Source organism: Phaeobacter sp. S60 (assembly GCF_000826845.1).
Lineage (GTDB): Bacteria > Pseudomonadota > Alphaproteobacteria > Rhodobacterales > Rhodobacteraceae > Phaeobacter > Phaeobacter piscinae.
Genome location: NZ_JSWJ01000003.1, coordinates 537,201 through 560,577 on the forward strand (window position 1 = coordinate 537,201; position 23,377 = coordinate 560,577).

Below are 23,377 nucleotides of genomic sequence, written 5' to 3' on the forward strand. Positions count from 1 at the left end.
ACTTGCGGCGTCGGCCACGTCGAGCATCTGGTGCGCTGCAAACGCAAACCCCACCTCAGGATGAGCCTACCATAGTTTCAGCGCCAACAGTAGGCTGACAGCACACTCCGCCAGTGATCGGCGAAAGCTGCAAAACCATCACGGATGGCCCGGCGACATGTTGGCTACTTTGGATCTCTGACCGTTTGAGAAATGATCTGCCCCTTGGAGGCAAAAAATTTGAAACCAGCGCATTTTTTCTCTGGACGCGCCAGAACGGAAACCATATATCAGCCCCACATTCCGGCGTAGCTCAGCGGTAGAGCAGTTGACTGTTAATCAATTGGTCGTAGGTTCGATCCCTACCGCCGGAGCCAAAGTTTCCAAGGGCTTAGCGTATATACGCTAGGCCCTTTTGGCTTCCATACCTGTGTTATTGATGCGTCTGCCGCTACGCTCAGGACAAGAGCGGAGCGGGCAGTTTCTTTAGCCCTGCCACATGGCCCAACGGCAGCGCCCCCAATGGCAGCAGGCAGGCCTGTAGCGCGTGGTAGATGTCCGGCTTTCCAGTGAAGATCGACCGTGTCACCTGCCCATTCCCATCAATTTCAGGATACCAGCCGCCGCGGGTCTCATCGATGAAATGCGCCTGCGCAAATCCCCAGAGGCGGCGATACCAATGCTCATCTGCGTCTCTGGCGTCCAGTTTCACAAGCGTGGCAACGGCACCGATTGCCTCCGTCACCGGCCACCAGAACCGATTGCCCATCGCGACCTTGCCGTCGAAATCAAGCGTATAGGCAAAGCCACCATCAGGTAACCAGGCGTCGGCTAGCGCGCGTTCAATCAGATTGCGCGCGCGTGTCGGGGCGCCTGTGTCCCGCCGCCCTGCCAGATCCCAGTGCTGCAACATCAATCGCCCCAGCTCAAATGAATGGCCAGGGGTGGTCCCTGCGGGCCGAAACATCGGATCCCCGGCATAGCTGCGGTCGACTTGCCACCTCTCAGTGTAATGTTCAGGCAGACGCCAGCCTTCTGCAGGCGCAACTTCGCCCACGAAAAAATCGAGGATATGGCCTGCGCGGTCCAGAAATACCGTCTCACCCGTGGCCTCATATGCCGTCAGCAGCGCTTCCACCCCGTGCATATTGGCGTTCATTCCGCGATAGGTCGAAAACGGTGTCCAATCGCGGTTCCATTCGTCGGCAAACCGTTTTGGCTCCGCTTCCCAGAACCGCTGGTCCAAGACCTCCGCCACATCGCTCAGCAAGGCATCCGCAGCGGGGTGCCCGGCCAGTTTCGCCGACGCCGCAGCCAGCAGGACAAAGACATGCCCATAGGCCAGTTTGCGATCATCCACGACCGTATCCCCGGACAGCGCCCAAAGGTATCCGCCATGGATCTGATCGCGGTGGTGGCTGTTGAGATAGGCGATGCCGTGATCAATCATCCGGTCGGCACCCGTATAGCCGCAGATATGCGCTAGCGCGTAAGAATGGACCAACCGTGTGGTGGTGTGCAGCTCCTGCTTGTCATCCGGCAAGGGTCGCCCTTCAGCATCCAGAGTGTGAAACCCCGGCCCTGCCCGCAGACTACCTGCGAAGAAATCCAGCTGCCGCCTGGCATCTGCAACCAGATAGGCCTGATGGCCCGCATCCTCCAACCAGCCACCGGGCGCGGAAAGATCTCCGACTGCGGACTGCGTTCTCATCGGCGGCTCTCCTTTTGCTGCCAGGGTCGTGATCGCAGCGGCTCAGGCTGCAGGCCTGAGGGCAATGCCGCGCTCATCGAAAATATGCGCGTTTTGGGCCTGCAGGCGCAAGCCCAGACGCTCTCCACTTCGCACCGGCACATTGCCGTGCTTGCGGATCATCAGCGGCCCAATCCCGTCAACTTTGGCATAGATATTGGTGTCAGAGCCCAGACGCTCCACCACATCGGCAACGGCGGTCAGATGCCCCTCACCCGGCTCCACTACATCCAGATGTTCTGGCCGGATGCCCAGCTCAACCGCAGCAGCGGTGTCCTGCAGATGATCCAGCGTCAGCATCATCCCATTGCTCGCCATCACGCCAGAGGCCGCACCGGACACCGGCAGAATGTTCATTGTGGGGGAGCCGATGAACTGCGCGACAAATTTGTTGGCCGGGCGTTCATAAAGCTCAAGCGGCGAGCCGACCTGCTGTATATCTCCGCCGTTCAACACCACGATGCGATCGGCGAGGGTCAGCGCCTCCACCTGGTCATGGGTCACATAGATCATCGTGGCGCCCAGTTGTTTGTGCAGCCGGGCAATCTCCAGCCGCATCTCAACACGCAGTGCAGCGTCCAGATTGGACAGCGGCTCATCAAACAGAAACGCGCGGGGATCCCGGATGATCGCGCGCCCCATCGCAACACGCTGTCGCTGACCGCCCGAGAGGGCCTTGGGCAGGCGATCAACCAAGGAGGACAGCCCCAGTGTCTCCGCCGCCTTGGCAACGCGGGAGCGGCGCGCCTCGGCGGGATCTTTGCGGATCTCCATGGAGAACCCCATATTCCGCGCCACATCCATATGCGGGTAGAGCGCATAGGACTGGAACACCATCGCAATATCGCGGTCGCGCGGACGGACATCATTCATCCGCTGGCCGTCAATCTCGAAATCACCCGATGTGATCGGCTCCAGCCCCGCAATCATCCGCAACAGCGTAGATTTTCCGCAGCCCGATGGCCCCACCAAGACGATGAACTCACCGTCCTGAATATCAAGATTGATATCGCGCAGCACCTCCACGGCGCCATAGCGTTTCGCCACATCTCTGAGTTCGATCCGTGCCATGATCCCGGCCCCCTATCCCTTGACCGCGCCGGACGTGAGGCCCTGCACGAGGTAGCGTTGTATGAAAATGAAAAACAGGCAGCTTGGCACCAGCGCCAGCACCCCGGCCGCCATCATCTGCCCCCAGTCAACCGAGAATTTCGACACGAAGGTCAACAGCCCGACCGGGAAGGTCATCGCGTCATTCTTCGAGATCAGCATCAGCGCGAACAGCAGCTCCGACCACGCGGCGGTGAAGACAAATCCAAGTGTCGCCCCCAGCCCCGGTAGGGTCAGTGGAAACACCACCGTGCGCAACGCCTGAAACCGCGAGCACCCATCCATCATCGCAGCCTCTTCCAGATCCTTCGGGATCCCGTCAAAGAAGGATTGCATGAGGAAGGTCGCGAAAGGGATATTGAACGCGGTGTAGACCACGATCAGCGAGGTGAGTGAGTTCAGCAGTCCGAGGTCGGCCACGATTTTGTAGATCGGTGCAATGATCATCAACAGCGGAAACATCTGGGTGATCAGCATCACTGCGATGATGATCCGCTTGCCCGCAAAGACAAACCGCGAAAAGGCATAACCCGCTCCGGCTGCAATCAGCGTGGTAAAAAACGCAGTCCCCAGCGATACTGTCAGTGAATTGCGGAAATAGGCAAGGAACTCTGTCTCGAACAGAACCGTGGCAAAATTCTCGAACGTTACTGCCGAGGGCAGCATCCGCGTGCCCTCGGAGAAGATCAGCGCATCCGGTGTGATTGCGATTTTCATCAGCCAGTACAGCGGAAACAGCGCAAAGCCGAGATAGAAGGCAATGGCCGCGTATTTCCCGAACGCCAGCGCCGGATGGCGGCTGTTTGAGCGTGCAACAGAACCCATGGGAGACCCTCAGATCTTGACCAGCCGCTTGCGCATCCAAAGCAGGATGACAGCATAGGCCAGCAGAATGATCAGCAGCGCCACCGCAATGGTCGAGGCATAGCCAAAGTCCAATTTGCGGAACGCCGTGGTGAAAATATAGGTGGACAGGATCTGCGTCGAATTGGCCGGGCCACCGCCTGTCATCACGAAGATCAGATCCGCGAAATTCGCAATCCAGATGGTGCGCAGCATCACCGTGATGGCAATCATCGGCGCCAGAAACGGCAGCGTGATCTTGGTGAAGCTCTGCCAAGGCGTCGCGCCATCGATCTCTGCCGCTTCGTACAGCTCGCCGGGAATGGATTGCAGTGCCGCCAGCAGCGTGATCGCAAAAAACGGCACCCCGAACCAGATATTGGCGGTGATCGGTCCCCAGATCGCCAGATCAGGATCACCCAGAATATTATAAGGCTCAGACAGCACGCCAAGAGCGGCCAGCCAATGCGGGATCGGTCCGATCACCGGGTTAAACAGCCAAGCCCAGGTCAAAGCCGACAGAAATGTGGGCACCGCCCAAGGCAGGAATACCAGCGCTTGGAACAGCTTTTTACCGAAGAACTGCGTATTCAGCAGCATCGCCAGACCAAGCCCAAGGAAGAACTGAAAGAAGATCGACCAAAAGGTCCAGAAGACGGTGTTCTCCAGCGCGATCCAGAACTTTCGATCACTCCACAGTTTTTCATAGTTCTCAAAGCCAACCCAACCGGTGGCAAAGGGATTGAGCAGCTCAATCGACTGAAAGGAATAGGAAATTCCGACAATCAACGGCACCAACATGACGCTGCCGATCAACAGGATCATCGGCGACAGATATAGAAATGGCTCCACCATATACTGCCAGTAGAGCGAGCGTCGTGCCCCGGTTCCCCCGGACACGACGGTTGTTTTTGCGCGCGCAATCACTGCTTTGCCTGCCATTTGGCGTGTTCGTCGCTCAGGAATTCTGCCCATTCATCCGCCAGATCCTGTGCGCTGCGCTGACCCAGCAGTGCTTCCTGGCTGGTTTCCAGAACCACCGTGCTGGCAAAATAGCCCCATTTCTCCAGATAGGTCGGCATGGTTGTGGGCTCATACTGATCGCCATTCAGCTCCTTGAACCAGCCTTCGAATTGTTCGGTCTGGAAATAAGGATCCTGATCCGCGCCTTTGTGAACCGGGATCACACCAACACGTTTCGCCCAGGTGCCGTTGGCCTCCGGCGCGGACAGGGCCGCGACCAGATCAAAGGCTTTGTCCTCATGTGCTGTTGCCTTGAAGATCGACCAGCCCGCAAAACCGATGGTCGGGAACGCCTTCCCTGAAGGGCCGACAGGCATCGGGATGACCGCAAAATCCTCGGCAGGCATCCGCTCCGAAATCGCGATCAGCGCATCCGGGTCCTGATCAAGGAACGCACAGGTGCCGGAATAAAAGCCGGCCACGATCTCATTGAACCCCCAGCTGACCGCATCTTTCGGCGCGTAACCGTTCTGGTAGAGATCAAGCATGAACTGGATCCCCTCAACCGAGCCGGGTTCATTCATCCGGCTTTTGCCATCCTCGGTGAAGAAATCATTGGTGCCGTTCATGGCGGCCGCCATCATCACCCAGCCGTTGGTTCCACCGGGACCGCCGCGCAGGCAGTAGCCTGATTTGCCCTCTAGTTCGGACACAGCAGCCGATGCGGCCATGAAGTCTGCCATGGTTTCCGGCGGCGCAACCCCGGCTTCGGCAAGCAGATTCTTGTTGTAGAACATCGCCCGAAGATAGAACCCGTAAGGGATCATATAGAGATCCCCGGCCTGACTGCCCATGGCGACGGTCTTCTCTGTGAGGGTGGCACCATGCTCCCAGTCGGCGACGTGATCACTCAGACTGGCCAGCTGGCCGGAGCCTGCATAAAGCGCCTGCCAGGTATCCGGCATTTCAACGACATCCGGGATATCACCACCGGCGACCATCGTGGCCAGCTTCTCAAACGCCTGTCCCCAAGGCAGGCTGATGATCTCAACCGTCACATCCGGGTTCGCGGCCTCATACCCGTCAACGATGCTCTGCAAAACCTTGGTGCGTTCCGGGCTGGTGATCACTTCGACCAGCTTCAGCGTTGTCTCCGCATAGGCGGCGCTTCCCATCAGCATCGCTGCCGTGGTGATCCCTGTCAGAAATTTTTTCATCTTGTCCTTCCCCTTGTCGTGTGACGGTGCACACGGCCCTGTCAGACCGTGCTGGTCGCGAGGGCAGATGTGACATCCGCCCACAGGTCCTCGGCCTCCTCCAGCCCGAGGTTCAGCCGAACGAGGTTCGGCGAAACGCCAAAACGCTGCATCGAATTTTCTTCGCCAATTTGTGCAAGCCCGACACGGGCTGGCAGGATCAGGCTCTCAAATCCGCCCCAGCTGACACCCAGCCGAAAATGGCGAAGCGCATTGGAAAACGCAGGAATATCCACGCTGTCGTCAAATTCGACCGCCATCAGCCCAGAACGTCCGGTCAGCCCCGGCACCGCGTTCGGCCCCGGAGAATGCACCCGGCGCACCTGTGGCAGCGCGGCCAGCCGGTCAACAAACAGCGTCGCTGTGGCCTGATGCTGACGCATCCGGGCAGCGAGGGTTCGCAGGCCCCGTGTCAGCAGAAACGCCTCAAACGGCGCCAGTTTGGCGCCCAGGAGCGGCAGTGTCAGATCACGGATCCGGTCAATATGCTGCTGCGACGCAACCACCACGCCGGCCACTGTATCGGAATGGCCGGAGATGTATTTGGACGCGGAATGCAGAACAATATCAACACCCTGCGCCAGCGGTTTCTGAAACACCGGGCTGGCCCAGGAGTTGTCGATCATCGTCAATACGCCGTGCCGTTTGGCATGGGCTGTCACCTTCTTGAGGTTCAGCGGCTGAAACACGACCGAGCTGGGGCTTTCGAGATAAGCGAGGCGCACCCCGTTCAACAGCTCCGGCTCTTCTTCCAGCTGATGCGGCGCGTAATAGTCGATCTCCACCCCAAATGGTCGCAGCATCCGTTCCATGAACCGATAACTGTCGGGGTAGACATGCTCGACGCAGGCGATCCGGTCCCCCGGTTTGACAAAGGCCAGCAGCGTCGACGAGATAGCCGCCATACCGGAAGCAAAGCCAACTGCCGCCTCCCCCTGTTCCGCCTTGGCCATCAGCGCCTCAAACGCGGCAACCGTCGGGTTTTGCACACGCGTGTAGATCGCAGCGTCACTGCGTCCCGCCATCCGGTCCTCAAATGCCTCATAGCTGTCAAAGCTGAACAGCGACGTCTGCACAATCGGCGGCGTGATCGCACCGCTCCCGTCGTCCATGACCGCCGCCATCAATGTCGCCAGATCCGCCCCCTCAGTCATTGCGTCCCTCCACCATGGACTGCATCGACTCGCGGATCTCCGCCTCGACCATATCCAGAATGCGTTCCATGACCTGAGCCGCAGCGCTCTCGTCACCGGCGACCACCGCCTCGGCGAGCGGCAGGTGCAACGGGATCGACGCCTCGCCCAGATGCGGTTTGCCAAACGGCGCCTCATATACCTCGTTGAAGCCATGCTGGATCTGCTGGATCAGCTGACCGAACAGCGGGTTACCGCAGGCTTCCTGCAACGCTTCGTGAAAGCGATAGTCCGCCGCGCGCCAGTCCTGCCCGGCGCCATGGATCGCAATCAACTCACCCACGCGCCCCATGATGATCCGGCCGCTTTGCGGCGTGATATTGCGCGTCGCCAGGCGTACGGTTTCGATCTCAAGCGGGCGACGCACGGCGTGGGTCCGCAGCAGACTCTCGGCCTCCAGCTTGAGCGTCACGGGCAGGTGAATGGCGTTGGAGACCACCTCGGTGGCGAGCCGCGTACCGGCTTTTTTATTGCGGGTCACAATGCCCATGTTCTGCCAGGCGGTCAGCGCCTCACGTACTTTGGCGCGACCAATCCCAAGCTGGCGGGCAATGTCGACCTCCGGTGGCAGCCGATCACCGATGCCAAGTCCCTCCACCTCAATCAAATGCGTCAAAGCTTCCAGAACATCGCGGCTGCTGCTGCGCGCCGGAAGTGGCGCCATGCTGTGGCTGAATTGTTTTGGATCACGCACTGCCATGCTCTGCCTCTCTTTGGGTCGGCCTTGTGCCAAACCCCGTCTCAGAAAAGTATGTCAGTATTGTCCGACATTATCAACTTTATTGTCGGACAATATAATACATATGTTTATCATATGGATAAGGTAATTATGTGTCATCGATTTGCCCGATGACTGCTCAGCACGCAATGTATCTGAGAGGGTGGTGAAGGCGTCTCAAAGAATGATTCGACCTGTCCTCACGATGGTAGTCCACCGAAATTGTTGCCACTGCAAAAATGCCCTGCAACGGGATGGCACAGATATGAAAAGCCGCGCAACCCGACGGGTAGCTAGACACATAGCGCCGCAGTACCTCGACACTGGCACTGGCGGCCATCTATATCCGCCCGCACAACGGTATCTGGCGTACAGATCAGAGTGCAGTTTCACCCGCATCAATCCTGTCAATTGCCAATCGGGGAAGTGGCAGCTTCCAATCACGGTGCGCCCGCTTGCGTCTGCTTCGGATTCAGATCAACCTGCGGAAAATACCCGTCAGCCGTTTGCCCTCCAAAGGTTATCCTGTGACCGAAACCCGTTCAGATTACCTCCGCCAGACATTCAGGCTGCGCAGTCCGTGGCGTGCTGTATCGTCGATGTTCATGTTGAACGGCGCATTATTCGGCATCTGGGCCTCGCGCATTCCTGCGGTGTCCGAGTTTCACGGGCTGAGCCCGGGCGGGCTTGGACTATTGCTGCTATTGATGGCGGCCGGTGCGATTCTGTCGTTCCCATTGGCCGGACGCGCGGCTGACCGGATCGGCGCGGCCCGTGTCACCCGTCGGGTGGCGCTGGCCTATGTTCTGGGGCTGGTGTTGCTGGCGCTGGCCCCGACCCTGCCGCTTCTGGCGGCGGCTTTGTTCGTCTTTGGCGCGGCCCATGGCAGCATGGATGTCGCCATGAACGCTTGGGCCAGCGAAGTGGAGGCCCGCGCGGCGCGGCCAATGATGTCTTCTTTTCATGCGATGTTCAGCCTTGGCGCCGGTCTCGGGGCGCTCTCCGGATATGGTGCGGCTTCCATCGGTGCCGATATCACAATGCACTTCCTCGTGGTCGGCAGTGTTTCAGCGTTGCTCACGCTTTATATGGCGCAGATCCCCTGGGTGGCGAACCCCGCCCCAATGGGGGGTGCTGCCAAACCGTCCCTGCTGCCGCGCGGTCCCTTGTTGGCGGTTGGCTTCGTTGCCTTCTGCGGCGCAGTCGGCGAAGGCGCCATGGCCGACTGGAGCGCGATTTTTCTGGTTCTGACAACTGGTGCATCCGAGGCTGATGCGGCACTTGGCTTTGCCGTTTTCTCCGTTGCGATGGTGGCGATGCGGCTGGTTGGCGACCTTGTCGTCGCACGTATTGGTGCCGTCGCAGCAGGCCGTCTTGCCGGAGCAAGTGCCAGCCTCGGCGCGCTGATCGCGGTCGGCTGGGGCAGCTATGGCGCGGCAATGGCCGGCTTTGCCCTGATGGGGATTGGCTATGCGCTGGTCATGCCGCTGGCCTTCAGCCGGGCGGCCAGCGATCCGGACCTGCCCGCAGGCGCGGCCATTGCCAGCGTTGCAACCTTTGGCTACGGCGGTATCTTGATCGGCCCGCCAATGATTGGCGTCACAGCTGAGCTGATATCGCTGCCCGCAGCCTTTCTTATCCTGGCCGCACTTGCGGTTTTTATCGTTATGTTCTCACACGTTCTGAGACGCAGCTGATCCATCACCAAACAAGAAAAAGGGAGGCACAGTGGCCTCCCCCTCCAGGTGCACGGATCAGGTGGTTCTTGTTACCGCCCGAGGTCGTTGCCTGTGTCCTGATCCGTGTCGGGATGAGCGCACCCATCCCGGGTTCCGAACCGCCGCGAGACCCCTTGTGCCGCGACGATCATCATTCCGTTGCTAGCCCGTTTCAGCTACAGCCAGAGGTGCCGCCGCAGGTGTTGCATTTCATGCAGGTGCCATTGCGCACCAGCGTGTAGTTGCCGCAATCGCCGCAGGCCTCGCCTTCATAGCCCTGCATTTTTGCCTTGGTCCGGGCATCCATGCCGCCGGAGACTGCCGGCGCTGCTGCGGTTGATGTCTCAGGCACCAGCGATTGCAAGGCAGAGACAGGATCAGTGCCATCCGCCAGCATCTCTGTCTGGCCGCCCTGAAGAACAACCAACTCCTGCGGCAAGCGCTTGCGCAGATAGCCGGTGGAGGAAATCTGCTTCAGCACTTCCAGTGACCGGGTCGCGGCGGTCTCACTCAGTTCGGAAACGTTGGAGACACCCTCTTCCTCACCCCGGCCCAGATCGTCAAAGCTGGCGCCTTCCGGTTTGACATGCGCCAGATCGGTGCGATCCAGATAGCTCACCGCCAATTCGCGGAACACATAGTCGAGGATCGAGGTCGCGTTTTTGATCGAGTCGTTGCCCTGCACCATGCCCGCAGGCTCAAATTTGGTGAAGGTGAAGGCATCCACGAATTCCTCCAGCGGCACGCCGTATTGCAGACCAACCGAGACCGCGATGGCGAAGTTGTTCATCATCGCCCGGAAGCCAGCCCCTTCCTTGTGCATGTCGATGAAGATCTCGCCTAGGTTGCCATCTTCATACTCGCCGGTGCGCAGATAGACCTTATGCCCCCCGACGACCGCCTTCTGGGTATAGCCCTTGCGGCGTTGTGGCATCTTGGTGCGATGGGATTTCACCACCTCTTTGATGACCACTTTCTCGACAATTTTCTCGGCCAGGGTGATGGCTTTTTCCTGCTGCGAGCCGCTTTCCAGAACCTCCGCCGCCTCGTCATCATCCTCAACCAGCGCCGCGGCCAGCGGCTGGCTCAACTTGGAACCGTCACGGTAGAGCGCATTGGCCTTCACCCCCAGCGACCAGCTGAGTTCATAGGCTTTCTGACAATCCTCAATGGTCGCGTCATTGGGCATATTGATGGTCTTGGAGATCGCGCCCGAGATAAAGCTCTGCGCCGCCGCCATCATCAGGATATGGCTCTCAACCCCAAGGTACCGCTTACCTTTCTTGCCGCAGGGATTGGCACAATCAAAGATGTGATAATGCTCTTCCTTAAGATGCGGCGCACCTTCCAGCGTCATCGACCCGCAGACATGGTCATTTGCGGCCTCGATATCGGCCTTGCCAAAGCCAAGGTGACGCAAAAGATCAAAGGTCGGGTCGTTCAGCTTGGTTGCCGGGATGCCCAGAACGCCGGTGCAGAAATCCTCACCCAGCGTCCACTGGTTGAAGACAAACCGGATGTCAAAGGCACTTTCCAGTGCGGCATCGACCTTCGCCAGCTCTGTCGGGCCAAACCCATGGCCGGCCAGCGAGGTATGGTTGATGCCCGGCGCGTTGCCGATGGTGCCGTGGCCCACCGCATAGGAGACGATCTCTTCAATCTGCGCCGGGGAATAGCCCAGCCCCTCCAGCGCCGCAGGCACCGACCGGTTGATGATCTTGAAGTAGCCGCCACCGGCCAGCTTCTTGAACTTCACCAGGGCAAAATCCGGCTCAATCCCGGTGGTGTCGCAATCCATCACCAGACCAATGGTGCCGGTGGGTGCGACAACGGTCGCCTGCGCATTGCGGAACCCGTGACGCTCGCCCAGCTCCAGCGCCTCATCCCAGCTGCTCATTGCCAGTTCCGCCAGACGCGGGTCCGGGCAATTTGCGCTGTCCAGTGGCACCGGCTTCACGGCCAGGCCTTCATAGCCGTCAACCGACCCATGCGCAGCCGCCCGATGGTTGCGGATCACCCGCAGCATATCGCTGGCGTTCTGCTCATAACGGGCAAATGGCCCCAGTTCCGACGCCATTTCTGCCGAGGTCGCATAAGACACGCCGGTCATGATCGCTGTTAGCGCACCGCAGAGCGCGCGCCCCTCGGCACTGTCATAGCCAAAGCCCATGTTCATCAGCAGACCGCCGATATTGGCATAGCCGAGGCCGAGCGTGCGGAAATCATAGGAGCGCTGCGCGATTTCCTTCGACGGGAACTGCGCCATCATGACGGAGATTTCCAGCGTCACGGTCCACAGGCGGCAGGCGTGCATATAATCTTCGGCCTGGAACTCCCCATCCTTGAGGAAGGTCAGCAGGTTCAGCGACGCGAGGTTACAGGCGGTGTCGTCCAGGAACATATATTCCGAACACGGGTTTGAACCGCGAATTTCGCCATCAGACGGGCACGTGTGCCATTCGTTGACCGTATCGTGGAACTGGATCCCCGGATCAGCGCAGGCCCAGGCCGCGTGCCCCACCTTTTCCCACAGATCGCGGGCCTTCACCGTTTTGGCCACCTTGCCATCGACGCGGTTGATCAGCTGCCAGTCGGCGTCTTTCTTCACCGCATGCAGAAAGGCATTGGTCACCCGGATCGAGTTGTTGGAGTTCTGCCCTGAGACCGAGCTATAAGCGTCGCTGTCCCAGTCGGTGTCATAGGTCGGAAATTCAATCGAGGTGTGGCCCTGCTTGGCATAATCCAGCACGCGTTTGACATATGTCTCCGGGATCGCGACTTTTTTTGCCTCGCGAATGGCCAGCTTCAGCCCGTCGTTCACAGCCGGATCATAGGCATCGGCTTCGGCCCCGTCCCAGCTGCGAATGGCCTCGAACAGGCCGTTCAGCATCTTCTCATGCATCTTGGAGCCCGCGACGATGGACGCCACTTTCTGCTCTTCGATCACTTTCCAGTCGATGAACTGTTCAATATCAGGGTGATCCGCATCGACGATCACCATCTTGGCCGCGCGCCGCGTGGTGCCGCCGGATTTGATGGCGCCAGCCGCACGGTCACCGATTTTGAGGAAGCCCATCAGGCCAGAGGATTTGCCGCCACCGGACAGGGGCTCGCCCTCACCGCGCAGATGGCTGAAGTTGGTGCCGGTGCCGGAGCCATATTTGAACAGGCGCGCTTCGCGCACCCAAAGATCCATAATGCCGCCGTCCTGCACCAGATCGTCAGAGACCGACTGAATAAAGCAGGCATGAGGTTGGGGATGTTCATAGGCGCTGTCGGATTTGGTCAGCTTGCCGGTTTTATAGTCGACATAGTGGTGCCCCTGGGCCGGACCGTCGATGCCATAGGCCCAGTGCAGACCCGTGTTGAACCACTGCGGGCTGTTGGGCGCGGCGCGCTGGGTCGCCAGCATGTAGCGCATTTCGTCGAAATAAGCGCGCGCATCCTCCTCGGTGGAGAAATAGCCCCCTTTCCAGCCCCAGTAGCACCAGGCACCGGCGAGGCGATCAAACACCTGCTTGGAGGAGGTCTCACCGCCAAACTCTACATCATCCCCCGCTGGTGCAGAGCGCCAGAGGAATTCAGGAACGCCTTTTTCACGGAGCTTTTTCAGTTTGCTCGGCACGCCCGCCTTACGGAAATATTTCTGCGCGATAACGTCGCTAGCAACCTGACTCCAGCCCGCCGGAACCTCGACGCCCTCAAGACGAAACACGATGGTGCCGTCCGGATTGCGGATTTCCGACGTTGCAGGAACGAAGTCCAGATCGGCATATGCGTCCTGCCCAGATTTTGTGAATTTCCGTTCAATCTTCATGCCATCTGCCTCTTTTCTGCAGTCCCACTGTCACAAATCACGTCTTATTTCGACGTATCGCATGTCGGTTTTCGCAACAAATCACCGAGCTGCGCATCTCATAGAAGATGCGAGTCAGGGCCGAAACCCCATTTCCGCCAGCGCTTGATGCTTTGCTCCGTCTGGTGCAGCGCCGGGTGAAAACCACCATATTTTGTGCTGCGCCATCCGACATACACAATTTGACGTATTCGAGCATATGTGGTCAACGGCATTTTTAGCCTTTCGTAACCAACTTTTTGATTGACGATAGCTTATTGGTCTGAGGTCGATCACGAAGCCGCGATTCAAAGTTGATCTCTTTACGCCACACATGCGCCGCCTTCTCAGGTGCCTGATGCGATAATTCCCCTTCAAGAGAGGGGGTTGCTGTGGTTGTGATAAACGGGGGCTTCGAGGGAACTGCGATCCGAGGCACCGACACACAACCTTTCCGTGGGTTGATAAAGTGAAATACCCGCAAGTTAAGTCTGGCGCGTGTCCCTGAGATTTTTTTCTATGATGACAAGAAGCGTTAAACCAATTCGACGCCAAAGCGCAACAGTTGGTTAAGCGCCCCTTAACAGACCCGCCTCCGACGCGATTTTGGTTACGAAATGGAAACCACTTCGAATCTCCGATCTGGACACGCAGAGGTGGATCAGCTGGTGGGTTTTTCGGCGATAACGAGCGTCATCGAAATAGAGCATCGACTTTCGAGCAGTCCGATTCAGAGAGTATCCGAACGCGAAACGCCGACTGCCTGAACCAGGCGAGTCGGCGTCTACGTTGCATCCCGTAGGATGATATGGTCGGGGCGGCGAGATTCGAACTCACGACCCCCTGTACCCAAAACAGGTGCGCTACCAGACTGCGCCACGCCCCGGACCGTGCGCCTTCCTAGCGTTGCCAATCTGATTTGAAAAGCCCTAACAGGGCCAAATTGCGCCTGATTTTGAAAAAACTTCGTGGCGCAGCTCGGTGCCGACAGAAATACCGAAGCGCTCCGCCAGCCCACCATTGATTTCCAACACCGCAAAGACGTTGTCGCCACCGGGAATCGGTGTCAAATCGCCAGGGATCGCCCGGTGATGGATGTGCCGAACCGTCCCGGTCACATCGACAAACAGCATATCCAGCGGGATCAGCGTGTTCTTCATCCAGAAACTGGCCCGCTGCGGCGTCTCATAGACAAACAGCATACCAGCGCCACGCGCCATATGCGGCCGATGCATCAGCCCCTCGGCACGTTCTTCAATAGTATCAGCGATTTCCACGATAAATTGGGTCTGTCCCCAGGGCCCGCGCAGAGCGACCCGATTGGGCTGGCAGGCCTCCGACCCGTTTTGGGCGGACGCGCCATCTGCTGCCACAATTGCGACGACAGACAGAATACAGGCTGCTGCGGCTCTGGCTCCTGCTGTCAATCGGCGCATGACCGGGCGTGACATTCGGATCCAGAGGGGCTGCATCTTCTCAGTCCTGCTTTTCCAGCAGGGCGGCTTCCCAGGCGAGCACCTCAACCGCCATGCGGCCCCGCTTGCCGTCGATGACCCGCATTCCCAGGGCCTCCCCCGGTTGCAGCTCCGACAGGCCGGACTGGCGCAGAACCTCGACATGCAGGAACACATCTTCATCGCGCCCGAACACATTGGCAAAGCCAAAGCCCTTGCCCTTGTCAAACCACTTCACCCGCGCAGGCACCAATGGCTCAGAATAAAGAACATCCGAATCCATTTCGGCAAAATCGCTCAGCACAGGGCTGTCGTCGCGCGTCGGAGGCGTGATCGACAGGACTTCCACCGCCTGAACACCGCGTTCTGTGCGATGCGTCACCAACTCAACCTCGGCCCCATCCGCGATAGAACTCTGGCCGAAGTTACGCAGCACGTTCACATGCAGCAGGATATCCGGTCCGCCCTCGTCAGAGACAACAAATCCGAACCCTTTGGTCGGATCGAACCATTTCACCAGCCCGCGTATTTGCTGCAAACTGCTCAAGTCTTCTGCCACTGCCGTAGTCCACCGTATTCTTCAGTATTTAACCCGTAGGTGATGCTCTATTCTCGGAACGGAGTTCAAGCTAAAAACACCCGCCAATATCACAAATCTGCTATTTCCCTCAGATAACCTAAGGGCACAGCCGATCCACGGTCCAAAGCGCATCGGGGGATTCGCGCCGCCAGACAAACCGGTCATGAAGACGGAATGCCCCATCGGCCCAAAATTCGATCTCCAGCGGCGTCAGCCGGTAGCCACCCCAGAATGGAGGGCGATCCGGGTTTGATCCTTTGGTTGCAGTCACTTTCGCCACCTCTGCCATCAGGGCGCCACGGCTGGACAGTGGCCGCGATTGCGCCGAGGCCCAGGCCCCCAAGCGGCTCTTGAGAGATCGGGATTTGTAGTATTCATCCGCCTGCGGGCCGTTCTCGCGGGTGATGATCCCACGGGCGCGCACCTGACGGCGCAGCGATTTCCAATGCATGACAAACGCAGCCTTGCCCGCCCCGTCCAATTCCTGTGCCTTAACGCTCTCGTAGTTGGTATAAAAGACAAAGGCCGCGTCCTCGATCTCCTTCAGCAGCACCATCCGGCAATTCGGAAGTCCATCTGCATCGACCGTGGACAACGCGATCGCATTGGGATCGTTGATCTCGCTCTCCTCGGCCTCACTCAGCCAGCTGCGGGCGATGGCAAAGGGATCCTCTCCCGCAAAGATACCGCTGCGATCGGACATGGCGCACCTCATAGTCTATTGTGTTTGGGTTGGCTGGCGCGTGAATGCGCGTGGCTGATGGCAACCTAGGTCGACATCGGCCCCACGACAAGAGACAGCGCTCTTGAAGCGTCCCGCGTGACAGACTAAAGGTCGTCTAATTCGAAGATCACAGGCGGAGAACCTGCATGTCTAGTCAACTGATGGCCGGCAAACGTGGCCTCATCATGGGCCTTGCCAATGACAAATCCATCGCGTGGGGCATTGCCAAAGCCTGCGCCGACGCCGGCGCTGAGCTTGCGTTTTCCTACCAGGGCGAGGCCCTGAAAAAACGCGTCGACCCGCTGGCGGCGCAATTGGGCAGCGATATCGTCCTGCCCTGCGATGTGGCCGATGAGGGCTCTGTCGATGCGCTGTTCGCCGCACTGGAAGAGAAATGGGGAAAGCTGGATTTTCTGGTGCACGCCATCGGCTTTTCCGACAAGAACGAACTGCGCGGCCGCTATGTCGACACCAGCCGCAGCAACTTTCAGATGACTATGGACATCTCGGTCTACTCCTTCACTTCGGTGATGCAGCGTGCCGAAAAGATGATGTCCGAAGGTGGCAGCGCTGTAACGCTGACATATTACGGTGCGGAACAGGTCATGCCACATTATAATGTCATGGGCGTGGCCAAGGCGGCGCTGGAAGCATCGGTCAAGTATCTGGCCGAAGATCTGGGCAAAGACGGCATCCGCGTCAACGCGATCTCGGCAGGCCCGATCAAGACGCTGGCAGCCTCCGGTATCGGTGATTTCCGCTACATCATGAAGTGGAACGAATTCAATTCGCCACTGCGCCGCAACGTGACTATCAATGACGTGGGCAATTCCGCGCTCTATCTGCTGTCGGATCTGTCCTCTGGTGTGACCGGGGAGAACCTGCACGTGGACGCTGGCTATCACGTCGTCGGGATGAAGGCGGTCGACGCCCCCGACATCGATGCGGCCACCGGACGCAAGTAAGGCCGCGTGTAAGCAAGCGCAGGTCCAGCTGCCACACCAGTTGCGGCAGTATCACAAAGCAAGACACAGCAGGCGCGCGGCCCACGCGCGCCTCTTCCAATGACAGAGACCGCATTATGACACTGGCTGCCTTTACCGCTTCCGTCCTGCTCTGCCTGATGGCGGCCATCAGCCCCGGCCCCGCCGTCCTTATGGCCGCGCGCGTTGGCCTTGCCCATGGCTGGCGCAGCGGGCTGGCGCTGGCGATTGGTATCGGCACCGGCGCGGTGCTCTGGGCCTCGGCCGCGCTGTTCGGGCTGAACCTGCTGTTTGACTACGCCCCGTTCCTGCTGACCTTGCTGAAGGTGGGCGGCGCCCTGTTCCTGATCTACATGGCCTGGAACATGTGGCGTCACGCCAATGAGCCGATGTCGCAGGTCAGCGATACGCAACTGCCGCAGACCGCCTTTGCCGCGTTTCGCCTGGGGATCCTCACCCAGTTCGCAAACCCCAAAGCGGCAGCTTTTTTCGGTGCTGTCTTTGTCGGCACCGTGCCCGATGGCAGCAGCCCATTCACCCTCGCGGCGCTGCTTATCTGCATCTTTCTGGGTGAAGTCACCTGGAACACCTTTGTGGCCCGTATCTTCTCCTTTGAGAAAACGCGCCGTGGGTATATCAATCTGAAACATGTGATCGACCGGGTCTTTGGCGGCCTGCTCGCCGCCCTCGGGGTCAAGATCGCTGTCCTCTGAGGGCTGATGTGCGATCCGGACGCCAGATCCTAACAGGAGCATCAAAAACATGACCGATCGTCTGCCTCATGAAAAAGGCTTTCATATTTCCTGGGACCAGCTGCACCGCGACAGCCGCGCACTGGCCTGGCGTCTGGATGGGCAAGGGCCCGACAATGGCGCCTGGCGCGCCGTGGTGGCCATCACCCGTGGCGGCATGGCCCCGGCCATGATCGTCAGCCGCGAGCTGGACATCCGCATTGTCGACACCATCGGCGTGAAATCCTACCACCATCAGGATCAGGGACAGGCCGAAGTGCTGAAAGCCCCAGACGCAGAGCTGATGGGCGACGGGGAAGGCGTGCTGATCATCGACGATCTGGTCGACAGCGGCAAAACCCTGGAGCTGGTGCGCCAGATGTACCCGAAGGCACATTTTGCCACCGTCTACGCCAAGCCCAAGGGCCGACCGATGGTCGATACCTTCATCACCGAAGTCAGCCAGGACACCTGGATTTTCTTCCCCTGGGATATGGCGCTGCAATATGTCGAACCCTATCGCGGCACCGACTGATCTCTGTTGATCCAAGCAACAAATGACCACCTAACAAGACGCGCCTTCGGGGGCGTCTTTTTCTTTTGCGCGCAGATGTGGGCTATCCATTTGACCACCCCCAACCAAAGCCCCTTGCAAAACCTCTGAACTTGCGGCGGAGTGGCCCAAACAGGCGCCACCGTTTCACCCACAGACGCCGACGCAGAACAGGACACCCATGCCACAGGCTTCATTTCCAAATGCCCGTACCCGCGACACCTTTGTCTCGCCGATTGTCGAATCCCGGCGCTGGCTTCGGGGGCTGACGCTGCCCGCAGATCTGCCGCTGCTGAACCTCAGTCAGGCGGCACCAGCTGATCCACCGCCGAACGGGCTGCGCCGCGCCATTGCTGAGGCGGCCCTGAACGACGACAGCAGCCATCTTTATGGTGCGGTGCTTGGCCGGGATGAGCTGCGTGCAGCCCTCGCCGACAAAATGAACCGTCACTACGCAGCTGATCTGTCTGCGGCAGATGTGGCGATCACATCAGGCTGCAATCAGGCCTTTGCCGCGACCATTGCGGCGCTCTGTGGTGAGGGCGATCAGGTCATCCTGCCGACGCCCTGGTATTTCAACCATAAAATGTGGCTCGATATACAGGGGGTGGAGACCTGCCCGCTGCCTGTGGGAGAGGCCATGCTGCCTTGCCCCGATGCCGCCGCAAAACTGATCACCGACAGAACCCGCGCCATTGTTCTGGTAACCCCCAACAATCCCTGCGGTGTGGAATATCCCGACGGTCTGGTGCAGCGGTTCTACGATCTGGCCCGCGCCCATGGTCTGGCGCTGATCGTGGATGAAACCTATCGCGACTTTGACAGCCGCAACGGCCCGCCACATACGCTGTTTCAGGATCCGAACTGGTCGGATACGCTGATCCATCTTTACTCCTTCTCCAAGGCTTACCGGCTGACCGGCCATCGCCTCGGCGCGATTGCGGCCCGCCCGGACCATCTGCTGGAGATGGAGAAATTCCTCGATACCGTCACCATATGTCCGGCCCAGCTGGGACAGGTCGGCGCGCTCTGGGGGCTGGAGAACCTTGACGACTGGCTCGCGGGTGAACGGCAGGAACTGCTCAACCGGCGTTCTGCAATTGAGGCGGGGTTTGCGCCACTTGCGGCGCAGGGCTGGCAACTTCTCGGCTGTGGCGCCTATTTCGCCTATGTCGCCCATCCCTTTGCGGCCTCTTCTGACGCGTTGGCCAGACGTCTGGTGAAAGAGGTCGGTGTCCTGATGCTGCCCGGCAGCATGTTCACCCCGGACGGCGATCCCAGCGGCGCACGGCAGTTCCGTATTGCCTTCGCCAATGTCGACACACATGGCATCCGCACGCTTTTTGACCGACTGGCAAGCTGGACAGCCTGACCCATCCACCCCACTCACCCGCTCTGAACATGGAGGCTGATCAGTCGTCCCTTGCCCCTTTCATGGTGGCAGCGTATTCAGAGCCTCGACATTTCAGCATTCCCGACTGCCCGGTGCAGTTCGGCGACCGGCAATACGAGGACATCATGGCTGCAGGCATGAAAAAACTATCAAATACATTTGTCTGGATCCTGATGGGGATGCTGATTATCGGTCTGGCCGGATTTGGCGCCGTGAATTTTACAGGCTCTGTGTCCTCCGTCGCCGTGGTTGGCGATCAGGAGGTCTCGGTCGATGATTACGCTCGCGAATTGCAGCGCGAACAGCGCGCGCTTGAGGCGCAGACCGGCCAGCGCATCCCTATCGCCCAGATGACCGCGCTTGGTATGGACCGCGTGGTGCTGGGACGTCTGATCGCCATTGCCGCCCTGGATCAGGAAAGCAGCGATCTTGGCCTGTCGATTGGCGATCAGAACCTGTTTGATGAAATCAGCCGGATCCCGGCCTTTCAGGATGGCACCGGCGCCTTCAACCGTGACACCTATCAATATGCACTCGACAATATCGGCCTGACCGAGGCCGCGTTTGAGGCCGACCTGCGCCGCGAATCCGCCCGCACCCTGGTGCAGGGCGCCATCATGGCCGGCACCGAAATGCCTGATACCCTGCGCGACACACTGACCAGCTATGTCGGCGCGCGCCGCAGCTTTGACTGGCTGACAGTCAGCAAAGACAGCGTGGCCCTCACCGCGGTCGAGCCGAGTGAAGACCAGCTGCGCGCCTTCTATGACGCCAATATCGACCAGTTCACCCTGCCCCGTACCAAGGTGATCACCTACGCCGCCCTGCGCCCCGACGCGCTGGTGGATGAGATCGAGATCGACGACGCAGCGCTTGAAAAGCTCTTCAACGACCGCAGCGCCGAATATCAGGTGCCCGAGCGCCGTCTGGTGGAGCGTCTGGTCTTTGCTGACCGGGACGCCGCCGACGGCGCCAAGGCGCAGCTCGACATCAACGGCACCACCTTTGACGCGCTGGTCGCGGATCGCGGCCTCAGCCTGCAGGACGTGGATCTGGGCGATGTGACCATGGGTGACCTTGGCAGCGCCGGTCAGGACGTTTTTGCCGCACAGGTCGGTGAGGTGGTTGGTCCGCTCGACAGCGATCTGGGCCCGGCCCTGTTCCGCATCAATGGCCGCCTTGAGGCCCGCGTGACCAGCCTTGAGGACGTCAAGGATGAGCTGCGCGCCGAACTGGCCACCGACCGCGCCCGTCGCCTGATCGAAACCCGCGCGGAGGAGATCAACGACATGCTGGCCGGCGGTGCCACGCTGGAGGAGCTGATCGACGAACCCGGCATGGAACTTGGCAAGGTCGACTGGCACAATGGTAGCACTGATGGCATCGCCGCCTATGACGGGTTCCGTCAGGCCGCATCCGCCGTCACCGCCGAAGACTTCCCCGAAGTGGCCTTCCTTGAGGATGGCAGCCTGTTTGCCATCCGCCTGGATGAGGAACTGGACCCGCGTCGCGAAACCTTCGCGGATGCGCAGGACAGACTGCGCGCGGCATGGCAGAGCAAACGGTTGCAGGATGCCCTGAAGGCCGAGGCCGAGCGTCTGGCTGATATGCTGCGCACTGGCGCTGACCTCCCCGAGGGTATTGAGTTGACGTCAGAGACCGGCCTGACCCGCGCCGCCTATATCGACGCGGCACCACAGCAACTGATGGCCCGCGTCTTTGATCTGGCAGAGGGCGAGGTTGCCGTGGTCAGCGATGAAACTGCCACTGTTGTGGTGCGCCTCACTGAGACCCTGCCGGTGGCCGATACGCCAGAAATGACAGCGCTGGCCGAGGCGATGGGGACCCAGCTTGATCAGGCGCTGGCACAGGCCCTGTTCGAAGCCTTCGTCCAAGATGCCCAGACCCGCGCGGCCCCGCGCATCGACCCGCAGGCGCTCAATGCCGTGCAGGCCAACTTCCAGTAATCAAGGCAGACCTAAATGGCCCTGACCCCCGATTTCGACACCTTCGCCAAGGCCTACGAGGCCGGTGAAAACCAGGTCGTCTACACCCGGCTTGCCGCCGATCTCGACACGCCGGTGTCGCTGATGCTGAAGCTGACAGGCGCCCAGAAGGACGCCTTTATGCTGGAGTCCGTCACCGGTGGCGAGGTGCGAGGGCGCTATTCAATTATTGGCATGAAACCGGATCTGGTCTGGCGCTGCCACGGGGAACGCGCCGCCCTCAATCGGTCTGCCCGCTTTGACGCTGATGCCTTTGAACCTCTGGACGGCAACCCGCTGGACTGCCTGCGTGACCTCATCGCCGAAAGCAAAATAGACCTGCCGGATGATCTGCCGCAGGCCGCAGCCGGCCTGTTTGGCTACCTTGGCTATGACATGATCCGGCTGGTCGAACATCTGCCGGGCGTGAACCCCGATCCGCTTGGCCTGCCTGACGCGCTGATGCTGCGCCCCTCTGTTATCGCGGTGCTCGACGGGGTTAAGGGTGAGGTGACCGTGGTCTCCCCCGCCTGGGCCAGCGACGGCCAGTCGGCCAAGGCGGCTTACGCCCAGGCCGCTGAGCGGGTGATGGACGCGGTCCGCGATCTGGAACGCGCCATGCCCGCCGAAAGCCGCGATCTCGGCGATGCCGATGAGGTAGCGCCGCCTGTGAGCAATTTCACCAAGGACGGCTACATGGCCGCGGTGGAGACGGCCAAGGACTACATCCGCGCGGGCGACATCTTTCAGGTGGTGCCAGCACAGCGCTGGACCCAGGAATTCCGCCAGCCCCCTTTCGCGCTTTATCGCTCCCTGCGCCGCACCAACCCCTCGCCCTTCATGTTCTACTTCAACTTCGGCGGCTTTCAGGTGGTGGGGGCTTCCCCGGAAATCCTCGTCCGCGTCTTCGGGCAGGAGGTCACCATTCGGCCAATTGCCGGCACCCGGCCCCGCGGCGCCACACCCGAAGAAGACAAGGCGCTGGAACTGGATCTTCTGGCCGACAAGAAGGAACTGGCAGAACACCTGATGCTTCTGGATTTGGGCCGCAACGACACTGGCCGGGTTGCCAAAATCGGTACCGTGCGCCCAACCGAGAAATTCATCATCGAACGCTACAGCCACGTCATGCACATTGTCTCCAACGTCGTCGGTGAGCTGGCAGAGGATAAGGACGCGCTGGACGCCTTCTTTGCCGGCATGCCCGCAGGCACCGTCTCCGGCGCGCCCAAGGTGCGGGCGATGGAAATTATTGATGAGCTGGAGCCGGAAAAACGCGGCATCTACGGCGGCGGCGTCGGCTATTTCTCGGCCGGCGGCGACATGGACATGTGCATCGCGCTGCGCACAGCCATCGTCAAGGACCAGAACCTCTATATCCAGGCCGGTGGCGGCGTTGTCTACGACAGCGACCCGAAGGCTGAGTATATGGAGACAGTCCATAAATCCAACGCCATCCGCCGCGCCGCTGCGGATGCGGCCCGCTTCACCGGCAACGGCAACAGCTAGGTCAAAGGCAGGGCGGGCACCCTGTCATGAGCGCCTGCCTGTCACCTTTCCCAAAATACTCTCGCCGAAGGCCCCAAAGGCGTCGCCCAACCGGAGCGGC

Annotated in this window: 18 protein-coding genes and 2 tRNA genes; 8 read left to right on the top strand and 12 right to left on the bottom strand. The window is 59.8% G+C overall.

Features of this window, described 5'->3' with window-relative positions; translation table 11 throughout:
• Nucleotides 1–281 precede the first annotated feature (281 nt).
• Nucleotides 282–356: transfer RNA gene (locus OO25_RS04050), tRNA-Asn, on the top strand.
• 80 nt (nt 357–436) lie between these two features.
• Here the strand turns inward: OO25_RS04050 and OO25_RS04055 are convergent.
• The 7 genes from OO25_RS04055 to OO25_RS04085 are packed head-to-tail and all read right to left on the bottom strand — an operon-like array spanning nt 437 to nt 7,794.
• A complete protein-coding gene (locus OO25_RS04055) occupies nt 437–1,690 on the bottom strand; it encodes an AGE family epimerase/isomerase (RefSeq protein ID WP_040178595.1) in 1,254 nt (417 codons plus the stop codon).
• Nucleotides 1,691–1,732: 42 nt separating this feature from the next.
• Complete coding sequence (locus tag OO25_RS04060) at nt 1,733–2,800, bottom strand: ABC transporter ATP-binding protein (RefSeq protein ID WP_040178596.1); 1,068 nt, start codon at nt 2,798–2,800, stop codon at nt 1,733–1,735.
• Between the two features lie 12 nt (nt 2,801–2,812).
• Nucleotides 2,813–3,664 carry a carbohydrate ABC transporter permease gene (locus OO25_RS04065; protein ID WP_040169251.1) on the bottom strand — a complete coding sequence of 284 codons (852 nt, stop codon included), beginning with the start codon at nt 3,662–3,664 and terminating at the stop codon, nt 2,813–2,815.
• 9 nt (nt 3,665–3,673) lie between these two features.
• On the bottom strand, nt 3,674–4,624 hold the full coding sequence (locus OO25_RS04070; RefSeq protein ID WP_040178597.1) for a carbohydrate ABC transporter permease: 951 nt from the start codon (nt 4,622–4,624) through the stop codon (nt 3,674–3,676).
• A complete protein-coding gene (locus OO25_RS04075) occupies nt 4,606–5,862 on the bottom strand; it encodes a sugar ABC transporter substrate-binding protein (RefSeq protein WP_040178599.1) in 1,257 nt (418 codons plus the stop codon). The genes OO25_RS04070 and OO25_RS04075 overlap by 19 nt, the downstream gene beginning before the upstream one ends.
• A gap of 41 nt (nt 5,863–5,903) precedes the next feature.
• Nucleotides 5,904–7,055: an aminotransferase class I/II-fold pyridoxal phosphate-dependent enzyme gene (locus tag OO25_RS04080; protein WP_040178600.1), complete on the bottom strand. Its 1,152-nt coding sequence runs from the start codon at nt 7,053–7,055 to the stop codon at nt 5,904–5,906.
• Entirely contained in the window at nt 7,048–7,794 is a 747-nt protein-coding gene (locus OO25_RS04085; protein WP_040178602.1) for a FadR/GntR family transcriptional regulator, read from the bottom strand. The genes OO25_RS04080 and OO25_RS04085 overlap by 8 nt, the downstream gene beginning before the upstream one ends.
• A gap of 545 nt (nt 7,795–8,339) precedes the next feature.
• Here OO25_RS04085 and OO25_RS04090 point away from each other — a divergent pair.
• Entirely contained in the window at nt 8,340–9,509 is a 1,170-nt protein-coding gene (locus OO25_RS04090) for an MFS transporter (RefSeq protein WP_242406975.1), read from the top strand.
• Between the two features lie 193 nt (nt 9,510–9,702).
• On the opposite strand, the gene OO25_RS04095 is transcribed toward OO25_RS04090, so the two are convergent.
• The 5 genes from OO25_RS04095 to pdxH form a co-directional block, all read right to left on the bottom strand.
• Nucleotides 9,703–13,347: a vitamin B12-dependent ribonucleotide reductase gene (locus tag OO25_RS04095; RefSeq protein ID WP_040178603.1), complete on the bottom strand. Its 3,645-nt coding sequence runs from the start codon at nt 13,345–13,347 to the stop codon at nt 9,703–9,705.
• 827 nt (nt 13,348–14,174) lie between these two features.
• Nucleotides 14,175–14,251: transfer RNA gene (locus tag OO25_RS04100), tRNA-Pro, on the bottom strand.
• Between the two features lie 43 nt (nt 14,252–14,294).
• Nucleotides 14,295–14,837 (bottom strand): DUF192 domain-containing protein, encoded by a 543-nt coding sequence (locus tag OO25_RS04105; protein ID WP_040178604.1) that lies wholly within the window; start codon nt 14,835–14,837, stop codon nt 14,295–14,297.
• Nucleotides 14,838–14,841: 4 nt separating this feature from the next.
• Nucleotides 14,842–15,378 carry a cold-shock protein gene (locus tag OO25_RS04110; RefSeq protein ID WP_024097101.1) on the bottom strand — a complete coding sequence of 179 codons (537 nt, stop codon included), beginning with the start codon at nt 15,376–15,378 and terminating at the stop codon, nt 14,842–14,844.
• A gap of 118 nt (nt 15,379–15,496) precedes the next feature.
• Nucleotides 15,497–16,102, bottom strand: coding sequence for a pyridoxamine 5'-phosphate oxidase (gene pdxH / locus OO25_RS04115; RefSeq protein WP_040178606.1), 606 nt, complete (start codon nt 16,100–16,102; stop codon nt 15,497–15,499).
• A 167-nt stretch (nt 16,103–16,269) separates the two neighbouring features.
• Here pdxH and fabI point away from each other — a divergent pair, with 167 nt between their 5' ends.
• The 6 genes from fabI to trpE all read left to right on the top strand — a co-directional run bounded on the left by fabI (nt 16,270) and on the right by trpE (nt 23,277).
• Nucleotides 16,270–17,088: an enoyl-ACP reductase FabI gene (gene fabI, locus OO25_RS04120; RefSeq protein WP_024097099.1), complete on the top strand. Its 819-nt coding sequence runs from the start codon at nt 16,270–16,272 to the stop codon at nt 17,086–17,088.
• 116 nt (nt 17,089–17,204) lie between these two features.
• On the top strand, nt 17,205–17,819 hold the full coding sequence (locus OO25_RS04125; RefSeq protein ID WP_040178608.1) for a LysE family translocator: 615 nt from the start codon (nt 17,205–17,207) through the stop codon (nt 17,817–17,819).
• Between the two features lie 49 nt (nt 17,820–17,868).
• Complete coding sequence (gene gpt / locus OO25_RS04130; protein ID WP_014874783.1) at nt 17,869–18,372, top strand: xanthine phosphoribosyltransferase; 504 nt, start codon at nt 17,869–17,871, stop codon at nt 18,370–18,372.
• 199 nt (nt 18,373–18,571) lie between these two features.
• Nucleotides 18,572–19,762: an aminotransferase gene (locus OO25_RS04135; protein ID WP_040178609.1), complete on the top strand. Its 1,191-nt coding sequence runs from the start codon at nt 18,572–18,574 to the stop codon at nt 19,760–19,762.
• A gap of 146 nt (nt 19,763–19,908) precedes the next feature.
• Nucleotides 19,909–21,750, top strand: coding sequence for a peptidylprolyl isomerase (locus OO25_RS04140; protein ID WP_040178743.1), 1,842 nt, complete (start codon nt 19,909–19,911; stop codon nt 21,748–21,750).
• 15 nt (nt 21,751–21,765) lie between these two features.
• Nucleotides 21,766–23,277 (top strand): anthranilate synthase component I, encoded by a 1,512-nt coding sequence (trpE, locus tag OO25_RS04145; protein ID WP_040178611.1) that lies wholly within the window; start codon nt 21,766–21,768, stop codon nt 23,275–23,277.
• The last annotated feature ends 100 nt before the right edge of the window (nt 23,278–23,377 follow it).